At 45.4% G+C, this 20,499-nt stretch carries 15 protein-coding genes; 3 read left to right on the top strand and 12 right to left on the bottom strand.

Annotated elements, in window-relative coordinates; genetic code table 11:
- Nucleotides 1-4: 4 nt before the first annotated feature.
- The 4 genes from FTU45_RS11245 to bfr form a co-directional block, all read right to left on the bottom strand.
- A complete protein-coding gene (locus FTU45_RS11245; RefSeq protein ID WP_180076411.1) occupies nucleotides 5-2,011 on the bottom strand; it encodes a M3 family metallopeptidase in 2,007 nt (668 codons plus the stop codon).
- Nucleotides 2,012-2,030: 19 nt separating this feature from the next.
- On the bottom strand, nucleotides 2,031-3,836 hold the full coding sequence (locus FTU45_RS11240) for an ABC transporter substrate-binding protein (RefSeq protein ID WP_180076421.1): 1,806 nt from the start codon (nucleotides 3,834-3,836) through the stop codon (nucleotides 2,031-2,033).
- Between the two features lie 22 nt (nucleotides 3,837-3,858).
- Nucleotides 3,859-5,616 carry an ABC transporter substrate-binding protein gene (locus FTU45_RS11235; protein WP_180076410.1) on the bottom strand — a complete coding sequence of 586 codons (1,758 nt, stop codon included), beginning with the start codon at nucleotides 5,614-5,616 and terminating at the stop codon, nucleotides 3,859-3,861.
- 518 nt (nucleotides 5,617-6,134) lie between these two features.
- Nucleotides 6,135-6,599: a bacterioferritin gene (gene bfr, locus FTU45_RS11230; RefSeq protein WP_100328939.1), complete on the bottom strand. Its 465-nt coding sequence runs from the start codon at nucleotides 6,597-6,599 to the stop codon at nucleotides 6,135-6,137.
- A 342-nt stretch (nucleotides 6,600-6,941) separates the two neighbouring features.
- Between bfr and FTU45_RS11225 the strand changes: the two genes are divergently transcribed.
- Complete coding sequence (locus FTU45_RS11225) at nucleotides 6,942-8,009, top strand: aldehyde reductase (RefSeq protein WP_180076409.1); 1,068 nt, start codon at nucleotides 6,942-6,944, stop codon at nucleotides 8,007-8,009.
- Nucleotides 8,010-8,130: 121 nt separating this feature from the next.
- Here FTU45_RS11225 and rlmF read toward each other — a convergent pair whose 3' ends face one another.
- From rlmF to FTU45_RS11195, 6 genes are all read right to left on the bottom strand, one after another.
- Entirely contained in the window at nucleotides 8,131-9,105 is a 975-nt protein-coding gene (gene rlmF, locus FTU45_RS11220; RefSeq protein ID WP_100357348.1) for a 23S rRNA (adenine(1618)-N(6))-methyltransferase RlmF, read from the bottom strand.
- A gap of 226 nt (nucleotides 9,106-9,331) precedes the next feature.
- Nucleotides 9,332-11,371, bottom strand: coding sequence for an NAD-dependent DNA ligase LigA (ligA, locus tag FTU45_RS11215; protein ID WP_180076408.1), 2,040 nt, complete (start codon nucleotides 11,369-11,371; stop codon nucleotides 9,332-9,334).
- A gap of 108 nt (nucleotides 11,372-11,479) precedes the next feature.
- Entirely contained in the window at nucleotides 11,480-12,472 is a 993-nt protein-coding gene (locus tag FTU45_RS11210; protein ID WP_180076407.1) for a cell division protein ZipA C-terminal FtsZ-binding domain-containing protein, read from the bottom strand.
- Nucleotide 12,473: 1 nt separating this feature from the next.
- Nucleotides 12,474-15,926: a chromosome segregation protein SMC gene (gene smc, locus FTU45_RS11205; protein WP_180076420.1), complete on the bottom strand. Its 3,453-nt coding sequence runs from the start codon at nucleotides 15,924-15,926 to the stop codon at nucleotides 12,474-12,476.
- Between the two features lie 11 nt (nucleotides 15,927-15,937).
- Nucleotides 15,938-16,633: a GntR family transcriptional regulator gene (locus FTU45_RS11200; RefSeq protein ID WP_180076406.1), complete on the bottom strand. Its 696-nt coding sequence runs from the start codon at nucleotides 16,631-16,633 to the stop codon at nucleotides 15,938-15,940.
- A gap of 200 nt (nucleotides 16,634-16,833) precedes the next feature.
- Entirely contained in the window at nucleotides 16,834-17,637 is an 804-nt protein-coding gene (locus FTU45_RS11195) for a sulfite exporter TauE/SafE family protein (RefSeq protein WP_180076405.1), read from the bottom strand.
- Between the two features lie 27 nt (nucleotides 17,638-17,664).
- Here FTU45_RS11195 and FTU45_RS11190 point away from each other — a divergent pair, with 27 nt between their 5' ends.
- Together FTU45_RS11190 and FTU45_RS11185 are read left to right on the top strand one after the other, a co-directional pair.
- Complete coding sequence (locus FTU45_RS11190; protein WP_100355526.1) at nucleotides 17,665-18,420, top strand: biotin--[acetyl-CoA-carboxylase] ligase; 756 nt, start codon at nucleotides 17,665-17,667, stop codon at nucleotides 18,418-18,420.
- A gap of 13 nt (nucleotides 18,421-18,433) precedes the next feature.
- Entirely contained in the window at nucleotides 18,434-19,177 is a 744-nt protein-coding gene (locus FTU45_RS11185) for a type III pantothenate kinase (RefSeq protein ID WP_005172432.1), read from the top strand.
- Here the strand turns inward: FTU45_RS11185 and FTU45_RS11180 are convergent.
- A complete protein-coding gene (locus FTU45_RS11180) occupies nucleotides 19,128-19,733 on the bottom strand; it encodes an alpha/beta hydrolase (protein ID WP_005172434.1) in 606 nt (201 codons plus the stop codon). The two genes, FTU45_RS11185 and FTU45_RS11180, sit on opposite strands and share 50 nt — an antisense overlap.
- Nucleotides 19,734-19,870: 137 nt before the next feature.
- Nucleotides 19,871-20,443 (bottom strand): alpha/beta hydrolase, encoded by a 573-nt coding sequence (locus FTU45_RS11175; protein WP_005095930.1) that lies wholly within the window; start codon nucleotides 20,441-20,443, stop codon nucleotides 19,871-19,873.
- Nucleotides 20,444-20,499 lie beyond the last annotated feature (56 nt).

Raw genomic sequence — 20,499 nt, 5'->3', positions numbered from 1 at the left:
TTCCTTAATTTTTTCCAGAGATTTCATTAAAGAAAGCTTTGCTGTCCGGATCACGACCCAGAAAGTCTTTCACCATCTGCTCGCCATGTTTTTGTCCGCCTTGCGCCAAGACCGTATTGCGATAATGCGCACCGACTTTTTTATCCATCAACTGATCGCCAAAGGCAGAGAGCATATCTAGCGCAATCACCTCGGACCACATATAGCTGTAATAACCTGCCTGATAGCCGCCCATCACATGCCCAAACTGTCCCGGGAACTGCTGACCGGGTACATAACCCAAGGCAGTTTTGCTTTCCATCTCTTGCCATAATTTTAATGGGTCGGTCTTGAGGGCATCTTTACTGTGTAAGGCCATATCGTACTGCGCATATAAAGTCTGACGCGCATAATGCAGACCGCGACCATAGTTTTTTACGTCTTTGAGACGCTCAGTCATGGCAGCATCGACACGTGGACAAGCCGGTTCACAATAATCGGCCACTTTTGATAAGGTTTCCAGACGGCGTGCCCACTCTTCATACATCTGTGAAGGTGCTTCCACCAAGTCACGTTCTACCGATGTACCAGACTGTTCGGAATAGCGGGTTTTCGATAAAATCCCGTGTAAGGCATGCCCCATTTCATGCACAAAGGTTTCCAGCTCGTTGCTGTTCAAACCTTTGCGGTTGAAGTTGGTGACCAGTACCGACACTGGACGACGCTGATTCAGGGTACTGCCACCATAAGCGCCCCAGACGGCCGCATGTCCATATTTACCTTCACGCGGGTATTTATCGACATATAATCCGCCCAAGAATTCACCTGAGGCAGTGTCATGTACCGCATAATATTCCACTTCATTGTGCCAGGCCTTGACTTTCATCGGCCTGAAATCAATCCCGTACAGTTCTGATGACACAGCAAATAACCATTTTTGTGCCGCTTCGGTCGGGAAGTAATCGCGCAGTTTTTCCTGATCGACCTTGTATTTGGCCTGACGCAGTTTTTCACTCCAATAGCCCTGATTCCAGCGAGTAATATCTGCTTTCTCTCGTGGAACTTTTAAGGTCTCGGCTTTGAACTGGCGTAACTCCTCTACATCTTGTTTCTCTAAAGGTGCGACTTTGCTATACACATCCTCTAGAAAAGAATTCACCGCTTCAGGTGTTTTTGCCATACGAAATTCAAGGGCTGAATGTGCATAGCTTTCTTTATCAAAAAGTTGGGCCATCTCATAACGCAGATCAATGGCTTTTTTCATAAATTGCAGGTTTTGCTCTGTCCCACGGCGGGTATAAGCCATCTGATAACGTTTACGCGCTTCATCACTTTCTGCCAGCTCCATGAATGGCTGGTATTCCGGATAATCAAAGCCAAGCAGATAATTGCCTTTTTCATTTTTCTTTAACCCCGCCATATAGCTGGCTGGCAGACCTTTCATTTCTGCTGGGGTAAATTCGACTTTATGCGGATTATCACGTACATTTTTGGCGAAATCCTGAGACAGCTTGGTCGATTCTTCGATGATATCTTTCAGGCGCTTTTGTTTTTCTGCACTGAGTTGTACCCCTGTTTTTTCAAACTGCTCCAGAATATCTTGCAAGAATTTTTGAGCAATCGGATCGCTGGCCTTCAGTTTCTTGAACTGGGCATACAGTTTCGGATTCTGGTACAGCGTGGTCTGGTACTTGCTGATTTTTAGCTCACAGTCATCTGCTGCCTGACGCAATGCAGGGTCTGGATCGACATTACTATACAATCCGACTGCTGCACCAAAATCCCGGGCTTTGGCATGCAATTCATCCCATTCAGCCAGATAAGGCCCTGCCTTGGCCTTATTTTTAATTTTCTGATTTTCAAATATCTGAATATCTTTTTGCATGCTGGCCAGATTGGCATCACATAAAGATGGAATCTCTGCTGCCTTAAATAATGGCAGCAGCTGCGCTTGAGTCTGTGCCGCTACCCCCTGATATCCCCCCATTATGACTAAACATAAGCTACTTAATTTTAAAGACTTCGATTTCATATTTATCTCCAGATTTTTCTTACTTTTTGCTATCAATATCGATGTACATCCACTCTGAAGACAGAATCGGATGGTTTTTATAACCAATGACCCGGGGTTGCGACAAGACATTACGATAGGTGCTATATAGCATCAGTACCGGCATATTCACTTCCAGAATCCGGGACATTTTGCGATAGATTGCATCACGTTCAGGACTGGCTGGCATACTTTGGGTTTGCTCATACAGGCGGTCAAATTCAGGATGTTTGAAGCAGGCATTGTTGGTGACATTGACATTTTTGCCATAAAAAAGCTGCATAAAATTGTCGGCATCCGGATAGTCTGCAATCCATGCCGAGCTTTTAAACATGGTCTTACACTGTTTTTCCAGCTTGATCGCCTCGGCAAATGGCATGGCTTTACTGACCATCTTGATCTGAATATTGTCCAGGGCTTTTTTCCAGAATTCTGCCTGTTGCTGACCACGACTGGTATTACCGACAATCAGTTCAATCTCTAAAGGCTTACCATCGGGTTGTCTGCGCCAGCCATCGGCCCCGACTTTGTATTGATAACGGTCAAGCAGCATATTGGCCGCCTTGACCGAATAGGGAATACTGCTTTTATAATCCGGTGAATAACCAACCACCCCGGGTGGTACCGGCATCTGTAAGTTATTGGCATCGCCCTTGAGCAAGACACTGATCATATTGTCGGTAGAGTAAGCCATGGCCATGGCACGACGTAGCGCAATTTTTTCCTTGCTGAACCCACCGACCACAGGATTCTGCATATTCCAGTAATGGTAGCCAATCAGCGGATCGGTAATCCGGGATAACTGAACCCCTTTTTGTTTTAAGGAGGGTTTGAGTAGCCCATTTTCAAGCGCCTGAACCACCATGTCGCCGTCGATTTCAGTCATGTCCAATTCATTTTTATTAAAGGCCAACCAGCGTGACTGGGCTTCTTCAATGACCCGGATATCAATCGTGCCAATTTGCGGCATTTTTTTGCCTTGCAATGCATCCACAATAGGCTGGTCTTCGCTGCTACTGGCTTTAAAATTCCAGACAAAACTCCGGTAGTTCGGACTGGCTTTTAAAATAATGCGTGAACCCGGAGTCCAGCGTGACAATAAATAAGGGCCTGTACCGACTGGTTTGTCCATCGCAAAGCCTGCTTTATTACGGTACTTTTCAATAACTTCACGGGCAACTGCAGCCGCCGGGCCATGTGCCAGTAACATCGGAAAGTTTTGATCCGGTTGGGTCAGTTTCAGAATCAGGGTATAACGGTCTGGCGTTTGAATGCCTTCAAAGGGGTTTTCATAGACTTTGCCATTCTTTTTGCCTAAGGCGACCCATGCTTCCAGCCCTTTAATCCGGCCATCCAGCAACCAGCTATTTGGTGAATGCAAGTTGGGATCGATCAGACGTTTTAATGAATAGGCATAATCATAAGCCGTCAGTTCACGTTTCTGACCTTTAAAAACGGGATCATCGGCGAAGTAAATGCCTTTTTTGATTTTGATGGTATAAGTGAGACCATCTGCACTGACTTCTGGCATGGCAACCGCGGTATTAGGAATCAGCTTGGCTGGGGTTGCCAGATAGTCATAGCTAAACAGGTTTTCAAAAATCGCGCTATTAACCCGGGCTGAATAGGCATCGTGCGTTGCGGCGGGATCAAATCCGGTTTCTGCCACCGGAAAAACATCCCGAATCACCTTGTTAGGATCTGCAGGATTAATGGCCCATGCAGAAACGATCCCCGAGCAGAGCAAACTTCCCAGCAGAACACTACCCGTCAGTTGCTTGAATTGCTTTGATAAATTTCCCTTCATCATACTCTTCATCTAAATAGGTTTATTTTTTGACTGGTTCAATATCGAGATATTGCCAAACGGAGTTCATGATTGGATGTGCCTTAAAGCCTTTGACCTGAGGATGAATCAGCCAGTTACGCACCCGGGTATTGTGTAAAATCCAGGGATTATCGGCTTCGATTTGCCGGTTCATTTTTTCATAATAGGGCGTACGCTGATCTGGTGGCAGTTTCATGGCAGCCTGATACAGAGCATCATAGGCTTTTGAGGTATAGCAGCTCAGGTTGCCCTGCTGTGCATTTGGGCCATATAAGAGTTGAGCAAAATTTTCACCCTCCGGATAATCTGCAATCCAGGCGCCGCCCCACAGCATATGTTTACATTGGGTGGCTTCTTTCAGGTTGTCGGCGAAATTGCTGATTTTAAATTCAATACGTAGACCAACTGCATCCAGATTCTTTTTCCATAATTCCGCTGCAATCACTGAAGAGCTGGAACTGGTCGAGTTCATTTTCAGTGTCAAAGGTGTGCCATCAGGCAAAGTCCGATAGCCATCTGCACCTTTTTTATAACCGAAACGGTCGAGCAGCTTGTTGGCCAAGAGGGGATTATAGGCAATACTATTTTTATAAGCTGGATTATGCCCATTCACGCCTTCGGGAATGATCATTTCAGCTTTATCTGCATGTCCCTTATACAGCTGTTTGATGGCTTCATTCTGGTTATAAGACAAGGCGATTGCCCGACGCAGAGCGATTTTTTCTAATGTATTCCCACCGACCACAGGATCGCGCATATTCATGATGGTATAAGTGATTTCTGCATCTTTATTTGGATAATGCAAAATGCCTTTTTGCTTGTATTCATTTTTGAGCTGCTTATTGACCAAGGCCTGTTCAGCACCACTTGCGGTAAGCCGATCATAATCCAGTTGACCCGATTTCAGCGCCAGCCAGCGCGATTGTTCTTCTTCAATAATACTGACCTTGACCATCCCAATTTGCGGCATTTTTTTGCCGCTCATTTCTTTCACCAGACGTTGATCCCAGGCCGTATTTTCACCCTTAAAATTCCAGCTAAATCCCCGGTAATCTGGATTGGCCTTTAATTCAATCCGGCTACGCGGCACATATTTATGCAATTGATAGGGCCCTGTCCCGACTGGATGCTGACCTGCACGCGCGCCATAATGCTCAATGACTTCTCTGGCGGTACCGCTAAAAGTGACATAGGCCATGATATAAGGGAAATTAAAGTCGGAACGCGTGAGCGTGATTTGCAAGGTATATTGATCAAGTGCCTTTAGTCCTGCAATTGGCGCATCGTAATTAAATTGACCAGAACTTTTGGCTTGCTGAATGGCAGCATCTGCACCGAGAATTTTGCCCTCAATAAACGAAAAGGTCGGCGAATGATTTTTAGGATCCATCACCCGCTTCATGGAGTAAATATAGTCCTCGACAACCAGTTCACGTTTTTTGCCCTTAAATGCCGGATCAGCACTAAAGTAAATTCCAGGCTTAATCTTGAAGGTATAGACTTTGCCCTCCTGCTCGATCTTGGGTAAGGCTTCCGCAGTGTTCGGGGTTAAAGTGGCGGGTCGTGCCAGATAGTCGTAGCGTAATAAGGGTTCAAAAATCGCTTCGGCAATACTGCCACTATAAAAATTATAGGTCTTGACCATATCAAAACCGTCATCAGGCGCTTCAAATGCAATATTTAAAACTTTATCTGACTGCGCAGGCGATTTTGCCAAGACCGCCTCCCCCGATCCGATGGTCAGTGCTAAAACGGTCATCTTTAACATTGCTGATTTCAAAGTCATACCTATTTTTATCTTAATGTTTTATTGATCTAGGAAGTTCTTAACCTAACGCCCTATATTTGTTGCAATTTATGAATCAAAGCTGAATAGAGAAATTAAATTGGACAAAGCAAATCTCATATCTTCAAAAACAACTATTTTTTCAACTTCTACCGAGAAAATTTATTTTTATGCACTTGCCCTTATTCTGCCTAACCAAATATTTTTAATGAACCTTTTATGTCATTTTTATCTTTAAAACGCCGATTCGTCTTCTCTTCACACAAAGATAAATAAGCTTTTTTTTAGAGAATTCACATGGCCTTGATCTTAGAACCCAGAAATTCATAATAACCAACTGCTCACTAAATGTCTCTTTATGCAATCATCCTATTCTTTGTGCAATGTTTATCAACCCCACATTGTCCCAACTGAAACCAGAATAGTATTGCCCTCAATTTTTATCCCATAAAAAAACCCAGCATATGCTGGGTTTTTTGATTGATCTGATCTTACATCTGCGATTGAATATAATTTTGCAGGCCAATCAGTTCGATCAGACGCAATTGTTTTTCCAGCCAGTAGGTGTGATCTTCTTCGGTATCTGACATTTGCTGGCGCAGCATATCACGGGTGATATAGTCCCCTTTTTCTTCGCACAGCTTGATGCCCTGTGCCAGTTTTTCTCGCACATGATATTCAAGTTTCAGGTCGGCTTTCAGACAGCTCACCACATCTTCACCAATCTCAATGTCATCGCGTTGCATGTTCGGTGTACCTTCAAGGAACAATACACGGCGGATAATCGCATCCGCATGCTGGGCTTCTTCCTGCATTTCGTGGTCGATACGTTCAAAGATTTTGGTTAAACCCCAATCTTCATACATCCGAGAGTGAATCAAGTATTGGTCACGAGCAGCCAGTTCGCCACCGATCAACATATTTAAATAATCTACGACTTCTGGATTACCGCGCATTTGAATTACTCCCTGCCTTTATCTGGCTATTATGGAGAAACTCAAAGGATTTTGCAAAGCCTAACATTGGTTAAATATATGATTTTTATATAATTAAAATGAGAAGTACTTGCATTTACAGTTCGATCCAGACTAAATCCCATTTATAAAACAATACTTTGCACTGTCACGACTATTCACTTTAAGCACAATCTGCCGGATAAATCCATCAGTTAAGATTTGTAAGTATTCATTAAAACCCACAAGATTGCTTATTTTTGTATAAACATCACCGCATTGGCGTACTTCATGCTTAAATTTCGCTTATCATTCACACAAATTTAAAACAACAACGGTTCCGATATGACACATCCCCAAACAACAGCGCCTGTTCTGGTTACCGGTGCATCGGGTTATATTGCCAGCTGGGTCATCCAGAAATTACTCACGCAAGGCTATACCATACATGCCACGGTACGTGACCTGAATAAAAGTAAAAGCTTTGCCCATTTAGAAAAAATTGCCGACAGTACGCCGGGAACTCTCAAGTTATTTCAGGCCAATTTATTAAGTCCAGGCTCTTTTGATCAGGCCATTCAAGGTTGTGAAATTGTCTTTCATATGGCCTCGCCTTTTGTGGTCACCAATTATAAAGATGCAGTCAAAGATATTATCGAACCTGCGGTGTTAGGCACTGAAAATGTATTGAATAGTGTCAATCAAACTGAATCAGTGAAACGCGTGATCGTCACATCGAGTATCGCATCTACCTATGGCGATGCCATTGATATTCTACAAACTGAAAATAACAGTTTTGATGAATCATGCTGGAATACCACCAGTTCGGCCACGCATCAGCCTTATCCTTATTCCAAAGTCATGGCAGAGCGCAAAGCCTGGGAAATGGCTGAAGCACAGGATCGCTGGGATCTGGTCTGTATCAATCCGGCACTGGTTTTTGGACAATCCTTAACGCCAAATACCCAATCCGGCAGTGTGGAAGTCCTCCAACAGTTTGCCAATGGCATGACGCTGCTTGGCGTTCCACCGATGTGGAATGGTGTGGTCGATGTGCAGGATGTCGCTGAAGCACATCTCCGTGCTGCATTTAAACCGGAAGCACATGGGCGTTATATTATTTGTAGTGAAAGCCTGAGCCTGCTGGAAATGGGTCAGATTTTACGAGCACATTTTGGCAATAAGTTCCCCTTCCCGCGCAATCAGTTACCAAAGGCGGCCTTTAAACTGTTTGGACCATTGGCAGGTTTTAGTCCCAAGTTTGTGGAACTGAACATGGGTTATCCGATCTACTTCAATGCGCAAAAGAGTCAGGATGAACTGAGCATTCAGTATCGTCCGGTACGAGAAAGTCTGGTCGAGCATTTCCAGCAATTACTCGATGATGGCGTAGTCAAAAAATATATTCCTTAATCGTACTAGCTCAAACCTGATCTGACAGTTACCGATTTTTTTATTGTATCTGTCAGATTAAATTTGAGCGACTACACCGACTTATGCGCCCACAAGCTCACTATTCCTGCCTAAAAACAAGCTAAGCAGAAGTCCAACGCGCATTTTTCCACGCTTGCTGTTGCTTTGCATCTAGGAAAGTCCAAGCCACAAAACGACTCTCTTTTTGCCCCTGCGTCATTTTAATGGTTTTTAAATCCACTGCACCGCACTTACGCAAGGTATTTAACAGCATAGGCAATGTGGTTTTCTTAGAAACCAGTGTACTAAACCAAAGACATTGCTCAGCAAATTGTGTGCTCTCTTGTACCATCTGGCAAACAAAGCGTTCTTCTCCACCGTCACACCACAGCTCGTTCTTTTGTCCGCCAAAGTTTAACACCACTTTAGACCGATCAACCGGTTTGCCAAGTTTGCGTAATTTTTGCGTTGCTGTGGCATTTGCTTCATCTTGCGAAGCATGAAATGGTGGGTTACACAGGGTCAAATCAAAACGATCTGAAGGTTTAATCACGCCTTTGAAAATATTGCTCGGTGTCTTTTGCAATCGAATCTGAATCCCCTTTTTGAGATTTGGATTTGCCTCCACAATAAATTGAGCACTTTTAACCGATGCAGGATGAATGTCTGAGCCAACAAATTTCCAACCATAACTACGATGACCAATAATCGGATAAATACAGTTCGCGCCCACCCCAATATCTAATACGTGAACGGCGTGTCCTATTGGAATCTGACCTTTATTGCTATCACTCAACAAGTCCGCCAAATAGTGAATATAGTCGGCTCTACCCGGAATAGGTGGACAAAGATAATCTTGAGGAATATCCCAATATTGAATACTATAAAAATGCTTGAGCAATGCTTTATTGAGCATTTTCACAGCTTGAGGATCAGAAAAGTTGACTGAAAGATCGTTATATTGATTCGGGCTGACAAAAGGCGCAAGTTCCGGACAACTCTTGATTAACTGAGGAAAATCGTAACGACTGCGATGCAGATTTCGTGCATGTAATTGCGATTTTTGTTGCAGAAAAGATTTCTTTGCTTGAGCCATGTGTATGTCAATCATCAACGGGAGAACAGAATCAATAAGGCAGGATCTATACCTGCGAATGAATCGATATTGTACGTGAATTCAACTCACATTGCCGAACCCGTCCTTGTATTTGTCTATCCTCCCCCCTCTCATTCACCTATAGTTTTGAACTAGCAATAAAAAAGACACCTCAAGACTCATCATCCTTAGTGTCTTTTTTATTTAAGTCATTGTTTAGAACTGATTAGTCTTCGATTTGCCCATGCTCTTTCATCAGGGCAATGAACTGTTCCTCATTGATGACCGTTACACCCAGCTTTTCTGCCTTGTCCAGTTTAGAACCGGCTTTTTCACCGGCTACCACGCATTTGGTTTTACTGGATACACTGCCGCTGACTCGCGCACCCAGTGCCTGAAGTAATTGAGTCGCTTCATCGCGCCCCATACTGCTTAAGGTTCCGGTCACGACCCAACTTTCGCCATTGAGTGGCTGACGGGTCGGTGCAACTGGCGCATCCCAGTGAATGCCCGCGGCCAGTAAACGATCCAGAACTTCCAGATTATGCGGCGCCTGAAAGAAATCAATAATCCATTCTGCGGTAATATCCCCCACATCTGGCGTTTTTTTGAGTGCTTCGATATCCGCGATACGTAATGCATCCAAGGTCTGGAAATTATTGGCCAGCATGCGCGCTGTAGTTTCACCCACGCCACGAATACCGAGTGCATAAATAAAAGCGGCCAGTGTGGTTTTCTTACTGTTCTCAATAGAATCTATTAAATTCTGAACAGATTTTTCACCCATTTTTTCAATCTGTAGCAGCTGCTCACGATGTTCATGCAGGTGATAAATATCCGAGACATCTTTCAGCAGATTTAGATGCAGCAAAGATTCTGCCCAGCGATCCCCCAGACCCTCAATATCCATGGCTTTACGTGAAACAAAGTGACGAATCGCCTCAATACGCTGCGCTGCACAATACAGCCCACCCGAACAACGCGCCAAGGCTTCACCTTCCGGCATCACCACCGGTGAATCACAGACTGGACATTGCTCAGGTAAATGCACTTCAACGGCATCCACCGGGCGGAATTCCGGCCAGACTTTTTCGACTTTAGGAATCACATCACCACTACGATAGACACTGACCGTATCGCCAATCCGTACATCCAGACGGTGAATTTCACCAATATTATGCAGGGTCACATTGGATACCGTGACACCGCCGACCGCCACCGGATTCAAACGTGCCACCGGTGTCAGAGTTCCGGTACGACCCACCTGCCAGTTAATATTTTCAACGGTGGTCAAGGCGGCAACTGCCGGAAATTTATAGGCGGTGGCCCAACGCGGCTCCCGGCTCAGAAAACCGAGTTGCTGCTGCTGTTTCAGGTCATTGACTTTAATCACCATGCCATCGATTTCTACACTGAGACTGGCACGTTCCTCAATGATCTGTTCATAGACTTTTTGCACGTCCTGGATACTGTCACAGATAAAGTGACGCTCGCCAACCGCAAAACCGAACTGATGTAACCATTCCAGACTGGCAGACATTGTGCCTTGCCCATGATGCGGTACGCATTGTGCAATTCCATAAGCATAAAAAGCCAGTGGCCGTAATGCGGCAATATTCGGATCCAGCTGACGCAAACTGCCTGCCGCCGCATTACGTGGATTGGCAAAGGTCTTTTCACCTTTGGCTGCATTGGCGGCATTCAGTTTTTCAAAGCCGGATTTCGGCATCAACACTTCGCCGCGTACTTCTAACAAATCGGGAATGATGCCATTCACTGATGATAAAAGTTTCGGCAGATTGCGAATGGTTCTGACATTCTGGGTAATATCTTCACCGGTTTCCCCGTCGCCGCGAGTCACACCACGGGTCAATACGCCATGCTCATACCACAGGGAAATAGCCAGACCGTCAAATTTCAGTTCTACATCATATTCAATTTTTTGATTCGGCAAACGCTCTTCAATACGGCGAGCAAAAGCAAAAAGATCGTCCTGATTAAAGACATTGCCCAAGGACAGCATCGGAACGGCGTGAGTAATGCTCACAAATTTTGCAAGTGCCTGCCCGCCGACTTTATCGGTTGGGCTATCCGGCTGGATCAGATCGGGATATTGTTGTTCTAAAGCTTTAAGCTGATGAAAGAGCTGATCATATTCACTGTCTTCAATGCTCGGTTGATCCATCACATAATAAGCATGATTATGCTTGGCAAGCAGTTGAATCAGTTGACGCATTTGCGCAATGACAGTGGCATCTTGGGTCATAATTTCACCATAAAAAAGGGCGGAAAATCCGCCCTGTAGAATATTCAGCTTTTGGCTATTATAAAAATTGCAGTCCACAGATTCAACTTGGAGATTAAACAAAACCGCTTAAACTTCTGTAGGTTGACCCGCGCGATAATCAATCGCCTGATGGCGCCAGAATTCACGTAATTGTGGTGTAAATTCCTGCTGGTTCTGATCGTAGACCAGACCATCCACTTCACGGGCAATCAGACGTGAAATACTGTCCATGGTATCAAAGGCATTTTGTACATCGCTATGCGGCAAAGCCAGGAAGAAGGCCAGACCTTTGACTTCCTGAGTCGAGAGAGTTTCCAGATCAAAACCTTCCATGCCGGTATCCGTCATTTGCAGTACCGAAAACAGCAGTTTTGAATCATCTTCACTATAACGGTGGAAACAGGCCAGTTCGCCATAACGCAGACCATATTTCAACAAGACTTTCAGGGTTTTATCACCTGAAAGTACCCGGCCTTGCGGATAGATATGCAGAGAAATAATCGTTTCAGCATTGGATAAGGCACTTTCTTCATCCACTATTTTCTGTTCATGCAGATGAGCATCCAGAATACTGCTTTCATCATTAAATTCAGAAATTTCCGCTTTTTCAATACTGCTGTTCAGACTAAATTCGGTAGCTGTATCTTTATCTTCCGTCTGGTTATTTTCCGCTTCTACTTCGGCCGGCTTTTGCTCCACTGATGTTTCGGCTGCTTCTGTGCTTGCAGAACTTGCCACGACTTCAGCTTCGGTCACTGGACTCGGCTCGACCGCTGCAGCTGTCTCAAGCACTGCTGGCTCAGCTAAGATCGGTTCAGGCTTGCGAAATGCTGAGGGCTTTTCAGGGGCCGGTTCTTCTACACGCAGGCTTGGCTCTACACGCTGTGCCGGATCTGCGTTCTGCTTTGCCAGTTGCGATCGTACATGCCGAGGAATGACAGGGGTCTGGCTATCCGGATCGATATGCAGGTTGGCATCCAGTGACGGTACAGCCTCTACAGGTTTTTTGAACAGCATTCTGATGCCGAACAGCATGATGACAATTGCTATCACAATCCCGATAATGGTGGTGATTTCCATATTATACCTCCGCAGCTAAGCCGTATTCTTTTGCCTGTTCCAAATTTACTGTCACTAATTTTGAGGTTCCCGGTTCAGGCATGGTTACACCTAAAAGATCAGTCGCCATCATCATTGCAAGTTTGTTATGGGTAATATAAATAAATTGCACGTGTTCAGAAAGCTCTTTGACTAAATTACAAAAACGTCCCACATTGGCATCATCTAGTGGTGCATCGACTTCATCGAGTACACAAAAAGGTGCCGGATTTAAGCGAAAAATCGCGAATACCAGTGCCAATGCAGTTAAAGCCTTCTCCCCACCGGAGAGTAATGCCAAGGAGCTATTACGTTTACCCGGTGGTCGGGCCATCAGTTTTACACCCGATTGCCATCCATCTTCAAGACTTAAACTCGCCTCGCCCCCTTCAAATACTTTCGGGAACAGGTTTTGCAGTTCGGCATTGACTTGATCAAAAGTGTGCATAAACAGTTTGCGGGTTTCCTGATCAATACTTTTCATCGCAGCTTGTAGCTGTTCCACAGTATTTTCCAGATCCTGCATCTGGTGGCTCAGTTCCTCATAGCGTTTCGAGACTTCTTCATATTCTTCAGAAGCCGCCAGATTCACTGCACCGAGCTTATCGAACTGCACCTGAGCTTTTTCCAGTTTCGCCTGATGGGTTTTGACATCAATAGTTAAACCGCTGATGACTTCATGATTCAGTTCTTTTAATTGTTCTGAATAATGCTGCAAATCAGATTTGGCTGCCTGCCAGGCCAGACGTTTGGCTTCCAGTGCTGTACGCAGTTTTTCATCCTGCTGCTGGAAACTGTGACGCTGTTCAGTCAGCTGCTGCTGTTTGCTCTGCACCTGATTTAATTCGATCTGCCAGTCGGTCCAGGTTTTTTGCAGCTTTTCAGTGATCTGCGCCTGTTCATTAAACTGGCTCTGTAAAGCAGGCAATTCCAGCTGTACCGGATCGACAAATTTCTTGGCCTGCTCGATTTGTAGATTAATTTGTTGATACTGTTCTATTAAAAATACCTGATCTTTTTCCAGCAATTCAATCTGCTGCTGACTCTGTACGCTTTGACGGCGCAGCAGTTCCAGTTCCTGCTGCGCTTGCTGGCTAAGCTGCTGCGAGTCATCTAACTGAGTGCTCAATGCTTCCAGCTGGAATTGCAGGGTTTTATAATTTGGTAGCGCTTGTTCCAGCTTAATATTCAGAGCATGCAGATCAATTTCCAGATCATCTTTCTGCATGGCATCTTCTTCTAGCTGCTCATCGAGTTGTTGCAGCTGATGCTGTAATTGCTGCTTATGTAATGCGAAAGCCTGAGCACTACTTTGAACTTTGGCAATATTGACATCGAGTTGTTGCAGTTGCTTTTGTGTGTGCTTGTACTGCTCACTGATCGTTTGAATCTGGGTTTTTAACTCCTTCATCCGAAGATTCAGTTCAGGCAGTTGCTCTTCAGCCTGACTAAGTTGGGTATTCAGTGCTGATAACTGAAGCTCGATTTCCTCCAGACGGATACGATGACTCAATGCGCCCTGAGCGGCTTGGCTCGATTCATCATAATCCAGCGCAATCACCCAATCAGGCCCAACCTGATAGCCATCCAGACTGAGTAGGGTCTGACCTTGCAAAAGCCCAGTTTGAAGTTTCAAGGCTTGCGCTAATGAATCTACAACTGCAACCTGCTGCCACAGTGAATACTGTGGAGATTCAATCCAGTCGGCCAGACACACCGTATTGGCAATCTGAATTTCATCTTGCACAGTATATGGCTTTAACTGACGCGCCCGATCTTCAAGAAAGTTTTCACCCTCTGCCAGAATCTGGGCAGACAGCCATTTTGCCAGAAACTTTTCGATCAACTTTGCATGGTCTTTGCCTGCATCGTTGAGCTTAAGTACATGCATTAGCTGTAGTGCATCGGCCTTGGCATGTGGATTGGCTTTGGTCAGCAATTGACTGAGGTTGTTCTGTTCTGAATGCAGCACCTGAATTTCAGATTTTAACTGCATCAAGCACTGCTGCTGTTCTGCCTGCTCGGTCTGAACTTGAGCCAATTGATCTTGCAATACAGTGCGTTGCGCTTCACATGTGAATAGCTGCTGTTCGATCTCAGTCTTGTCTTGTTGATATTGCTCTAGCTCATCTTGTTGCGCTTGATGCTGAATCTGTATGCTCTGTTGCTGTACGGTCTGTTTTTGCTGTTCAATCCGCTCAATATTCTTGGCCAGTTGTTCACTTTGAGCCAGCATTTGTAATTTACGCTGCTGCTGCTGTTCGACCTGAGTTTTGATTTGGGCAAATTGTGCCGCGACTGTTGTATGTTGTGATTTGAGATCAGCCAGATTTTGGCTCTGCGCCTGATTCTGGCCATCTTGCTGCTGCAATTGTGTTTGCTGATCTTCAGCTTGCTGCTGCAAGGTATCGAGTTGCAGTTCAATCAATTGCAAACGCTCTTTGGTCTGGGCTTTTTGCTGTTCCAGCTTGACCAGACTGGTGGAATTTTGCTCGAGCAAAGACTGTTTTTGCTGCAAGGTCATTTCCAGTTCGGCCAGTTTTTTCTCGGCCTGTTGCCATTCACTTTGCAAAGGTGTCGATTGCTGAATCAGACGCTGAAACAGTTCACTGGTACGACCTAAATCATGTTCAACCGTAGTCAGCTCGGAACGCACCAGCTTAAAATTATCTCCGAGAGTATTCATCTCCACGGTATATTCTTCTTGCAAGCGCTGGCTTTGTTCACATTGAAAAGACAGGATTTCAATCTTGATGCTGCGGATCTGTGTTTCCAGTTGCTTATATTGAATCGCGCTTTCAGCCTGACGTTTCAGAGTTTTTAGCTGAGATTTCAGCTCAGAGGCAATATCTTCCAGACGCGACAGGTTTTGCGTGGTGTGATCCAGATGCAGCATGGTTTCACGGCGCCGTGCCTGATAACGTGAAACGCCGGCAGCTTCTTCAATATAGACCCGCATTTCGTCCGGCTTGGCATCCACCAGACGGTTGATCATACCCTGCTCAATAATCGCATAGGAGCGTGGCCCAAGCCCAGTCCCCAGGAAAATATCGGTAATATCACGACGCCGGCATTTGCTGCCATTCAGGAAATATTCAGACTTGCCATCGCGGTTGACCTGGCGGCGTACTGCCAGTTCATTATAGGCATTATAAGCACCGCCCAGCTTGCCATAGGTATTGTCAAAGCGCAGTTCCACACTGGCCATGCCCACCGGTTTACGCTTGGCAGTTCCGGTAAAAATCACGTCCTGCATGCTGCCACCACGTAGCTGGCGCGCACTGGACTCACCCATGACCCAGCGTATGGCATCAATGACGTTGGATTTACCACACCCGTTCGGTCCCACCACCGCAGTACGATTATCTTTAAAATGTAAAGTGGTACTGTCGGCAAAAGATTTAAAGCCTGAAAGTTTTAAACTGCTTAAACGCATAGTGTCCTGATTTAACGTCGTGAGCGTCTGGCCCACGCGAGTTCAATTTGTTTCATCCGTGTCAGAGATTCCAACACAAGGTTGCGCAAGTGTCGACAAAAATCTTCCATAAATAAAGCGGCCTGATGGGTTTTTCGTATCAAAATTGCTTCAGTGACCAGTTTAAACAGGTCGAAAGATTCCTGTAACTCACGTCTGGAAATATTCAGGGTCAGAAAATAGCTGCGCCGCAAGCAAGGTAACAGTTCCTGATAGTAGCGCATCAGATAGGGATTTCCGACCATCTCACGCTGCTGGGCCATGCCCTGAAAGATCAGATCATAAAACTTTTCTGTATGTCCTTGGCGAGTTTCTGCATCTAATTGTTCTAATAATAGCTGAATGCGCTCGGCTTCATGACTTCGCCAGGTTTCCGCCATCCGGTGCACCATCTGTCCGAGTAATAATGAAGTGATGTCAAATAAGGCACGAACCTGCAAGGCCGACATTTCCGAGACAATGGCACCACGACGCGGATAGATTTCAATCAGTTGGGTACGTTCCAGCAACAGCAGTGCTTCACGGACCGAGCCGCGACTGACGTCCAGCTCGGCAGCAATCCTGAGTTCCTGTATGCGTTCGCCTTCGACCAGCTCACCGCGAATAATCTGTTCACTGATATGCTTGGCAATCTGCTCAGACAAACTGTGCGCTTCTTCTAATGCCATACCATTCCTGTCTTTATTTTTATGGATACTGGTTTAGCCCTTCACTCGGACTATTGCACTATTAGACAGATTTTTAGCAAGGAATACTTTGACATTGTCAGACAATCTTGTGTCTGTACAGCCAACTCAAGCTGAGAAAAAAGGAGAATAGTCACCTATTCTCCTTATGCAATCCATCAGCTCAGCCGAAAAATATTAAATCAGGCCATAAAACCCTGATAGATAAAGTACAGACCGACGGTGGTCAACAGTGCGGCAAAACATTTTTTCAGCATTGCCGGTGAAAGCAGATGTGCTACTTTTGCACCGAGTTTGGCAGTAAAAAAGCTCATCATGCTGATGCCAATAAAGGCATAAATATGGATATAACCAATCGTATTTGGCACCTCGACCTGCGCCTTCTGACCAAACCAGATAAAACCAAGTGCGCCTGCCACGGCAATCGGCAAGCCACAAGCCGCAGAGGTCGCGACTGCTTTTTGCATCACAATACCGCAGCGATTCAGGAAAGGTACGGTCAGACTACCGCCGCCAATGCCAAAGATCGCGGATGCCACACCAATACCGCCACCCGCCGCAAGCTGTAGCGGGGTTGATGGCAGCTTTTTGTTTGGATCAACCTGGACATTGGCACCTTTAAACATTCTAAATGCGACCCAGACTGCAAAAAAACCAATCAGCAACTGCAAACCCTGACCCGACAAATAGTCAGCAATCCCTGCGCCCAGAAAGGAACCGATAATCAGGCCGGGTGCCAGATTACGAAATACCGACCACAACACGGCACCTCTTTGATGATGCGCCATGACAGAACTGATCGAGGTGACAATAATGGTAGCCAGAGAAGTCCCCACCGCCATGTGCATAATCACGCCGGGATCGTACTGGAGCTGGGTAAAAACAATGTACAGAATCGGCACAATAATCAAACCACCACCAACCCCAAACAGGCCAGCGGTAAATCCGGCAATTGCACCAATCAATAAATATATGATTAACTCCATAACGATATTTACCACGTTTAGATTCAAATGGATGTAGAAACTCGTGAACTGCAACAACGATTAAGCGATGCAGGCCAGCTTCCGGAAGTATTGCTCATCAAACCGATTACCACATCGACCAATGACGATGTGCGGGAATTGGCAACCAAGGGGGTACAGCAGGTTCTGGTCTGTAGCCATGTGCAGACCCAAGGCCGTGGACAGCGCCAGCGTCAGTGGATTTCACCTGAAGGGAATATCTATTTAAGCACATTGCTGCATACACAAAAACCCATCGATGGCCGTTTGGCTCTGGAAATTGCGTTAAATATCCTGCAAATGCCCAGTCTACAAGGGCTGGACTTGCAAGTAAAATGGCCGAATGACCTGTATAGCGTCAAAGGCAAATGGGGCGGCATTCTGGTAGAACCAATTTCACCTACGCAAGTGGTGGTCGGGGTCGGGATCAACCTCAGCCCAATGTCTGCTGAGGTTCCCGAGCAGCAAGTGACCTCATTGAATGAGTTGGGCCTGCATCCGGGTTCACGCATTCAGCTGATTGCAGAACTGTATCTGGCGATTCAGCAAGCCGGACAATGGTTTAGTTATGGCAGCCAGAATCTGTCTGGTCGTTTCAATCGACATGCCGCTTTTATCCAAGAGAGGGTTGAATTTACCGATCTGCAAGGGCAATATTCAGGAAAATTTCTGGGTATTCAGGATGATGGCGCTGTTAAAATCGCAACTGAAACAGGTGTCCACATCTTTTACCAAGGTCAATTACGGCTCAAAAATAATCCTTGAACAGGCATAATCCATGAAGAAACTATGGCTAGATATTGGCAATACCCGACTCAAATACTGGATTACCGAACAAGATCAGATCATTGAACATGCAGCGGAATTACATTTACAATCCCCTGCCGATTTGTTACTTGGCCTGATTCAGCACTTTAAAACGCTGGATCTGGATCAGGTCGGATTGTCTTCGGTTCAGGACAAGGTCAATAATGAGCGCATTCTCAGTATATTAGATGGTCTGCATATTCCAGTGATTTTTGCTCAGGTGCAGGCCCAATATGCTGGCCTGATTTGTGGCTATGATGAACCCGCACAACTGGGGATTGACCGCTGGCTACAGGTACTTGCTGTCGCGACCCAGCCTCATGAGAATTATTGTGTGATTAGTTGTGGTACAGCGCTGACCATTGACCTGATTCAAGGACAACAACATTTAGGCGGTTTTATTCTGCCAAATTTATATTTACAACGTGATGCACTGATTCAGAATACCAAAGGTATTAAAATTCCGGATGCCGCATTTTCTGAGCTCAATCCCGGACGCAATACCATCGATGCAGTACATCATGGCATTCTGCTCGGTCTGCTCAGCACCATTGAAAAAGTGCTGCATGATTTTCCGGCACAGCTGGTACTAACCGGTGGAGATGCCCCACTGTTTGCCCAGCATCTTGAGCCGTATCAGCCGAGGATTGAACCTGATCTTCTGCTTAAAGGTTTGCAGCATTTTGCGGCTCATTTGCCAGACACAGTTTCATGATTTCGAGCAATTGAGGAAATTCGGTAAATCCATCACATTTGTTAAAATGTCCGGCTTTTTTAATCTCAAAAATTTGAGCATTTAAGCTGTGGGCCAGGCGCAGGGAAACCGGTGCAGGTACAAAAGGATCATTACTGGAGATCAGCATGACCGCGCGTTTATAGCTATACGGCAGGTTGTTCAGATCCAGTCGTGTCGCCTGCAGCATTTTATTCAGTTCCGACCAGGCCACCAGCGGTGTATCGAAAGCTGAAACCAGAATGACCCCGCCGGTCTTGCGGTGCTGCTGGAGATAATGTTGCTGTAAAAAACTTAAAACACTGAGTCCACTCAGGCCATGGGCAACTAAAAACGTATGCTCATCCAGATGTGGAATATGCAGTTTCAGATTTTGCTGCCATTCTTCTAGGTCAGGCTGAAAAGGATTGGCCAGCATAATCCGTTTTGAATCAACACCGACATTTTTGAGTTGGCGACTCAGCCACGGATACCAATGGTCATTTGAGGTGGCCTGATAATCAGGCACGATATAGACTTTGTTGATTATATTTTTCATCGTGTTTTACTTATTATAATTGAGCACAAAGTGCTTTGACAAAAACTACTATTAAACAGTCTGAAGATGAAATTCAAGTAACTTTTTGCATCCCATCTCAGACTCAATTTACAAATTGAACGAATCCAACAACCTGCTTAAGATTCAGCTTTAATCAGATAAGGCTCAATCACTTTCCAGAGTTCTGGCAGATCGGTACAGCCTTCTGAATCGATAAAATGTCCCTGATGCTTGGCACTCACCACAATCGCATCCAGACTGTCTGCCTGTTCCAGGCTAAATTCAGGCTCCACCCGATCATCGCCTTCAGAATAAATCACCACCCGTTCTGCCACCTGCTGTTTAAGCAGATCAAAATCGATCTCAGCAGCATCAATAAACGGATTGACTTCATCTAAACGACCCAAGCGGCCATTAAATCCTGCGATCAATACCAATTGCTGAATCTTTTGCTGTTTTAACTCTCTGGATAAGTAATGCAATACAGCCACAGTTCCTAGGCTATGCCCGATAAAAATACTGTCTTCATCAATCCCCTCAATCTGCTCACGCATTTGCTGGTCCCACACCTCTAGCTTGGGTGTGGTCGATGGGTCAAGTCGCAGTACTTTTAAGCTGACATTTTCCTGTTGGGCTTTTTCCTGAATCCATGGAAACCAGTTTTCTTCCGGGCTTGCAGTATAACCATGGACGATGATCACTTGAGCCATTTTAAATTTCTCTTTGTTTTGTGCTGATGTTCCTGAGTCTGCCTGATTGGATTTTT

This window comes from Acinetobacter sp. YH12106 (assembly GCF_013418995.1).
Taxonomy (GTDB): Bacteria; Pseudomonadota; Gammaproteobacteria; order Pseudomonadales; family Moraxellaceae; genus Acinetobacter; species Acinetobacter pseudolwoffii.
The sequence above is the reverse complement of the archived record's forward strand: the minus strand, read 5'-3'. Positions and strand labels throughout refer to the sequence as shown.